Below are 5,895 nucleotides of genomic sequence, written 5' to 3'. Positions count from 1 at the left end.
GTTACCGCTGCGGCACAGCTGGGCGAAGTCACCGCGCTGGTCGCGGGCGCGGGCGTCGATGGCGTGGCGGCACAGGCCGCGCAGATCGAAGGCGTGGCCAAAGTGCTGAAGGCCGATGACGCGGTCTATGCCCATGCGCTGGCGGAAAACGTCGCGCCGCTGGTGGCCGGGCTTTTGAGTGAATACGACGCGTTTGTCGCGCCGGCCACGACGACGGGCAAGAACGTCGCGCCGCGCGTCGCCGCGCTGGTCGATGTCGCGCAAGTGTCGGACATCCTGTCGGTCGAAGGGCCCAGGACGTTTACCCGCCCGATCTATGCGGGCAACGCGATTGCGACGGTCGAATCGAGTGATGCCAAGCTGGTGATCACCGTGCGCGGCACTGCTTTTGCCAAGGCGAATGCGACCGGCGGCAGCGCGCCTGTTGAGGCGGTTGCGGCGGGCGCGGATTCGGGCCTGTCGACCTATGTCGGCTCGGAAATCGCCAAGCTGGAACGGCCCGAGCTGACGAGCGCGAAGATCATCGTCTCGGGCGGGCGGGCGCTGAAGGATGCGGCGACGTTTGCGGCAACGATCACGCCTTTGGCCGACAAGCTGGGCGCAGCGATCGGCGCGAGCCGCGCGGCGGTCGATGCGGGCTATGTGCCCAACGACTATCAGGTCGGCCAGACGGGCAAGATCGTGGCGCCGGAAGTGTACATTGCGGTCGGCATTTCGGGCGCGATCCAGCATCTGGCGGGGATGAAGGACAGCAAGACGATCATCGCGATCAACAAGGACGAAGACGCCCCGATCTTCCAGGTCGCCGACATCGGGCTGGTGGCGGACTTGTTCAGCGCCGTGCCGGAACTGGTCGGAAAGCTCTGAACGCCGGATACCGATCGAAGACACAACAAAGGCCCCGCCGGACACCCCGGCGGGGCCTTTTGCTTGATCACCACCGGCAACGCCCGACCCGTTTTGACCACGCCAACAGGCCGCCACGCCACAGAACACGTTCCAGAAAATTCTGTGATGGAGCGGGTGAAGTGTGCCAGCCGGAGACGTACGAAATACTTCGAATAGAGGTTTAGTATGTCTTTGTCCTGTTATGCACAGGATTTGGAGTATCGTGCGTTTCGTCGACTTTTATCATCAAAAGGCCGGTCACGATATTCGATTTATCCTCGTTATAGCTCCAATGGTGGCGAATGGAATCGTTCATTACGATTCGGTCGTAAACGCCTGAATGCCCCGATAGGCTTCAAATCTGGTACTTCGTTGCCGGAACTCCCCTCAATTTCGATGGGAGGTTCGGTATGAGCACGACGTTGGCCCATGCTGGCCTGCCATCGGGCGTTACGAGGTTCGACCTGTTGCGCTTGTTCGAGCAAGTAGCGCGGCCAGGCTTCGGCCTGTCCTCGACAGCGGTGGTGCTGGTCCGTCACTATGTCCTCAAGACGATGGACGCGGACTATTTGAACGGCCGCATCTGCGCCGTCTGGACGCAGGCCTGCCGGTTCGCCGAGGCGCTGGGCCTCACCCCTCGCTCGATCAACTCAGCGGAGCGTGAACTCGAAAGCGCGGGCTTCATCATCCGCAACGCAGGGATCAATGGCGGCCGTGCCGGAGATCGGCAGGAAGGTATCATCACCTGGGCTGCAGGGATCAACCTCGCCCCTTTGATCGGTCGGTATGTGGAACTGAAGGGCAAGGCCGAAGCCCTTGACCTTCAGGCCCGCGCCATCAGCCAATGCCGCGCCGAGATCCGGCAACTCGGCCAGCGCATCCGTGACGCCCACGATGACGCCCTCCGCCACCGCGCCGAGTCAATCTTGCCCGCTGGCCGCACCGCCCGCATCCCCAGCATCACCCGATTGACTGCCATTCGAGAGGCCCTGTCCGCCATGCTCGACGCCATCGCCAGCGCACCCGCTGAGCCATCCCGTGCACTGAAAACTTCCGACGCGCCGGAAGAAAACTGCGCACCCAATATACAAGACAAAAACTCATCACGAAGGTGTAGCGCGACCGCGGATCCCATCGACCGCGTCTCGCCCGCCGCTGCCGTCAGCGTGGCGACGGAGGGCTATCAGGGGCTTGTTGCAGCACTGGGCGGCCCAACATGGCCAAACCTCATCGAGGCGTCCTACCGAAGCTGTGGCCGGCTTGGCATCGCCCAAGGCACATGGGGCCGAGCGTGTCAGCAATTCGGGCGAGAGCGGGCGGCGCTTTGCGTGCTGCTGATCGACCGAAATGTCGAATTGCCCGGCGACCATCGCTACAAGGCCCGATCTCCCAGCCGATGCCTGTCCGGCATGATGCGCAACGAGCGGTCGCAAGGCTTCAACCTGACAGGCCTGTTTCGGGCGGGGCAGCACGATCAAGATCTCGCCGAACGAGAAGGTCGCAAAGCACCTGCCGTAGAGTTGCACCTTTCGGCTGAAGACACCGGCAATGGCGCGTTGGGACTGTTCACCAATACCCTGCTCACCCGTCTCGGCGTCCAGTTTGAGGGAGGCGCCGCATGACATCGCATGCTCGGCAACCATGGCGGCCTGTCGACCGGGACAGCTCTCCATCAGGAGCCGGATTCTGCTCACTGCCCGCCAAGCTGCCCCATGAAGAGAGCTGGGGCATAAGGCAAATTTGGCACACACCACGCTACTGGGTAGCCTTGGGCTTTCGCCCTAAAAGTGGCGAAATTCGGCCATTCTATGCCCTATATAGGCACCTAGAATTGGGGGCGGGAGCATGTGCACCAGACGGAATGGCGATGCAGCATGATGCATCGCCGCCTAGAGCGCGCCTAGAAGGGCGGATTTCCGCCATCTATTCCCCTAGACGGGCAGGAAACTGACGATGGGCCAACTCAACGTCAGTTTCGACGATGCGCTTCTGGCTGAGATTGATCGGCTGGCGGCCCAGCGTGGGATCAATCGCCCCGAACTGCTCCGCGCGCTGGTGCGCGATGCGATTGGCGCGGAGGGGAAGATGGGCGAGGCCGCCGTGTCATCCCCGCAGCGCAAGAGTATGGCGCCGGCGCCGGACCTTATGGGCCAGCTCATCCAGATGAGCATCGATCTCGACCGCGTGCTGCGCGACATGGACCGGCGCGAGGTCCGTCTTGGCAAGGCGCTGGCCGCTCGCGCGGCGCTCGACGACGGCGCGCAGGCGCAATTGGTCGGCGTGTTGGGCGACCGGGTGGAGGCGAGTCTTGCTGGGCATGAGCATCGGTTGGGCAAGCAACTGGCCCGCCTGCCCAGCGATACGGCGATGGAGGATATCCTCGCCCGCCTTGAGCAGACGAGCCAGAATCTGGCGAAGTTGCCACCACCACCGCCCCTCATTGATCCCAGCAGCCTCTTTGCGCAGTTCGCTGCCATCTTTGCGGGCGCGCTGTTGGCTGTGATGCTGTTCTGGGGGATGCTGCACAGGTTTTCCCCGGCTGGGCAGGCAGGGGAACCGGTCGCGTTTGTCGACCCGCAACCGACCCCAACGCCCACTGTTGCCAAACACCGGAGCAAGCACCCATGATCTCAATCGGCGCGGTCAGCTCGGCCAGCGGCGCGGCGGGCTATTATGCCCGTGACAATTACTACACCGAGGGCGAAGGCACCGACCGCAGCCAATGGCATGGTCGCGGCGCAGAGGCATTGGGGTTGGCGGGGGCCGTCGCCACCGCCGCGTTCGAGGCGGTGCTGGAAGGGCGCCTGCCTAATGGGGCGAGCATCACCACACCCTCGGGGCAAGAGCATCGCCCCGGCCTCGACATGGCCTTCTCCGCGCCCAAGTCGGTGTCGCTGATGGCGCTGGTGGGCGGCGACCAGCGCTTGCTGGCCGCCTTCGAGGCCAGCGTGAAGGCGACGCTTGGTTGGGTGGAACGCAATTTGATCGAGGCGCGCCGGTTCGACGAGAAGAGCGGCACCCAGCAGCCGGTGAAAACCGGCAACATGGTCGCAGCGCTCTTTACCCATGATCTGTCGCGCAACCGCGATCCGCAATTGCACGTTCATGCGGTGATCGCCAATGCCACCCAGCGACCCGATGGGGCTTGGCGGGCTTTGCGGAATGATCCGCTTTACGGCCAGCAGGCGACGATCGCTGCCGTCCACAATGCCGACCTGCGCGCGCGTATCGAGGGGCTGGGCTATCGCACCATGCCTGCGCATAATCCGGTCCTTGGTCAGTTCGAAATCGCCGGGATATCGCGCGAACACATCATGGCCTTCTCCACCCGCCGTGAGGAGATCACTGCTGCGCTGGAGGCCAGCGGGCGCGATGGGACTGCGGCCGAACGGGAACTGGCGGCGCTTGTGACTCGCGCGGCGAAAGATCCCGGTATCTCGCGCGAGGAAGATCGCGCCGCTTGGGCCGAGCGGGCGGCGCGGATCGGGTTTGATCCGCCGCCCTTGCGCGAGGCGGTCCTAGTGCCGATGGAACCGGGCGCGACAATCTGGGACCGAGTGGTGGACGGCATCAAGGGCATGGCGGCCAAAGGGCAGGCCATTGTGGCTGCCATGGGGCTGTCGCCAAAGGAGCAGGATCCGCTGGTGCCGGAAAGGTCGGGCAGGCTTTCGCCAAAGGACTTTGCCTCAGCGCAGGCGGTGGCATCGGGCGTCCGCCACCTCAGCCAGAACGAGGCGGGCTTCAGCCGCTTCGACCTGATCCGCGCCAGCCTTTCCTTTGGCGGCCCCATCGGCGTGGGCGACATCGAGGCGCGGATTGACACGCTAGCCGAACGCGTGGCTTTGCTCACCGATCCCGATGGCGCGATGATGACCACGCGCGGTGCGGTTGCGCTGGAGCGTGAGGTGATCGCCCTGTGGGCGCAGGGCAAGGATCAGGCGGCTCCGCTTGTCGAGGATATCGCCGGCCCCAAAGTGCAGCAAATAGCGCGCGAGATGGGCCTGCGCCGCCTCTCTCCCAAACAGGAAGCCGCCGCCAGTTTGATCCTGGAGGCCAAGGACCGCATCATTGGCGTGCAAGGTGTCGCGGGCGCGGGGAAGTCAACCATGCTCCAGCCTGTCACGCGCATTGCTGGGGAACAAGGCCGTCCTGTAGTGGCGCTGGCGGTGGGCGCGGAGATCGCGCGCAAGCTTGGCGAGGATTTGGGTGTCCCATCCAGTTCGGTCGCGGCGTTCCTCGGGCGGCATCGGGCCTTGCTGAAGGGAGATGGCGCGCCTGCCTTGCAAGCACGATCCTTGGGCGAACTCAAGGGCGCCGTGGTGATCGTGGATGAGGCATCTACCTTGAGTTCCAGACAGGCCGCCGATCTGATGCGCCTTGCCCATCGCGCCGAGGTCGCCCGCCTCGCGCTGGTGGGCGACACGCGGCAATATGGCGCGGTCGAGGCCGGCAAGCCCTTCGAGGACTTGCAGCGGCAGGGCCTCGCCACTGCCGAGCTTACCGAGAATGTTCGAGCGCGTTCGGGTATCATGCAGACATTGGCCCCGGCGTTAGACCGGGGCGACATGCACACGGCGGTCGGCCTGCTCAACCCCTTCATCCATGAGGTGCCGAAGGGCGAACTGGCCGCCCACGCCGTCGCCGTCTGGGCCAGCCTGCCGCGCGAGGAGCGCGAACAGACCTTGCTTTTGACCTCGGGCCGAGCCTTGCGCGCCGAAGCCAACCGCGAGGCACAGGCGGTGCTGAAAGCGCGGGGCGAAATCGGCGCGCGGGGAGTTTCCATCCCGATTCTCGATCGCGTCAATCTCAGCCGAGAGGAGGTGCGCCACATGCAGCCCTATCGCTTAGAGTCTGACTCATAAGTTCTAGAGCCTCGTGCCTTTAATCGGACGCATATCCGGCATCCTTGAGATAGTTCCAACACTCTTGAGGGGTGTAGAGGTCGCAGATGTTGCCGACGGCTTTCCAAAGCTCATCGATGGTCCTGGCTCCGATGCGTCTGAGGTG

General features: G+C 64.2%; 4 protein-coding genes. All 4 read left to right on the top strand.

The genetic code is table 11. From position 1 onward, the window contains the following. On the top strand, positions 1 to 867 hold an 867-nt coding region (locus tag AQZ50_RS19540), incomplete at its 5' end, for an electron transfer flavoprotein subunit alpha/FixB family protein (protein ID WP_067749280.1). A gap of 431 nt (positions 868 to 1,298) precedes the next feature. Then, positions 1,299 to 2,510 (top strand): helix-turn-helix domain-containing protein, encoded by a 1,212-nt coding sequence (locus AQZ50_RS19535; protein ID WP_067749277.1) that lies wholly within the window; start codon positions 1,299 to 1,301, stop codon positions 2,508 to 2,510. Positions 2,511 to 2,841: 331 nt separating this feature from the next. Continuing rightward, positions 2,842 to 3,516, top strand: a complete 675-nt coding sequence (locus AQZ50_RS19530) for a ribbon-helix-helix domain-containing protein (protein WP_067749273.1) — start codon at positions 2,842 to 2,844, stop codon at positions 3,514 to 3,516. Next, the gene (gene mobF / locus AQZ50_RS19525) at positions 3,513 to 5,750 is read left to right on the top strand and encodes a MobF family relaxase (protein WP_067749272.1); all 2,238 of its coding nucleotides are present in this window, start codon (positions 3,513 to 3,515) and stop codon (positions 5,748 to 5,750) included. Before AQZ50_RS19530 ends, mobF begins: the two co-directional genes overlap by 4 nt. Positions 5,751 to 5,895 lie beyond the last annotated feature (145 nt).

The organism is Novosphingobium sp. Fuku2-ISO-50, from assembly GCF_001519055.1.
In the GTDB taxonomy this organism is placed as follows: Bacteria; Pseudomonadota; Alphaproteobacteria; order Sphingomonadales; family Sphingomonadaceae; genus Novosphingobium.
This window is presented reverse-complemented; position numbering and strand designations above follow the sequence as displayed.

Coding starts and splice junctions, on each gene's coding strand:
- AQZ50_RS19535 (WP_067749277.1), top strand. CDS start 1,299: ATGAGCACGACGTTGGCCCATGCTGGCCTGCCATCGGGCGTTACGAGG.
- AQZ50_RS19530 (WP_067749273.1), top strand. CDS start 2,842: ATGGGCCAACTCAACGTCAGTTTCGACGATGCGCTTCTGGCTGAGATT.
- mobF (WP_067749272.1), top strand. CDS start 3,513: ATGATCTCAATCGGCGCGGTCAGCTCGGCCAGCGGCGCGGCGGGCTAT.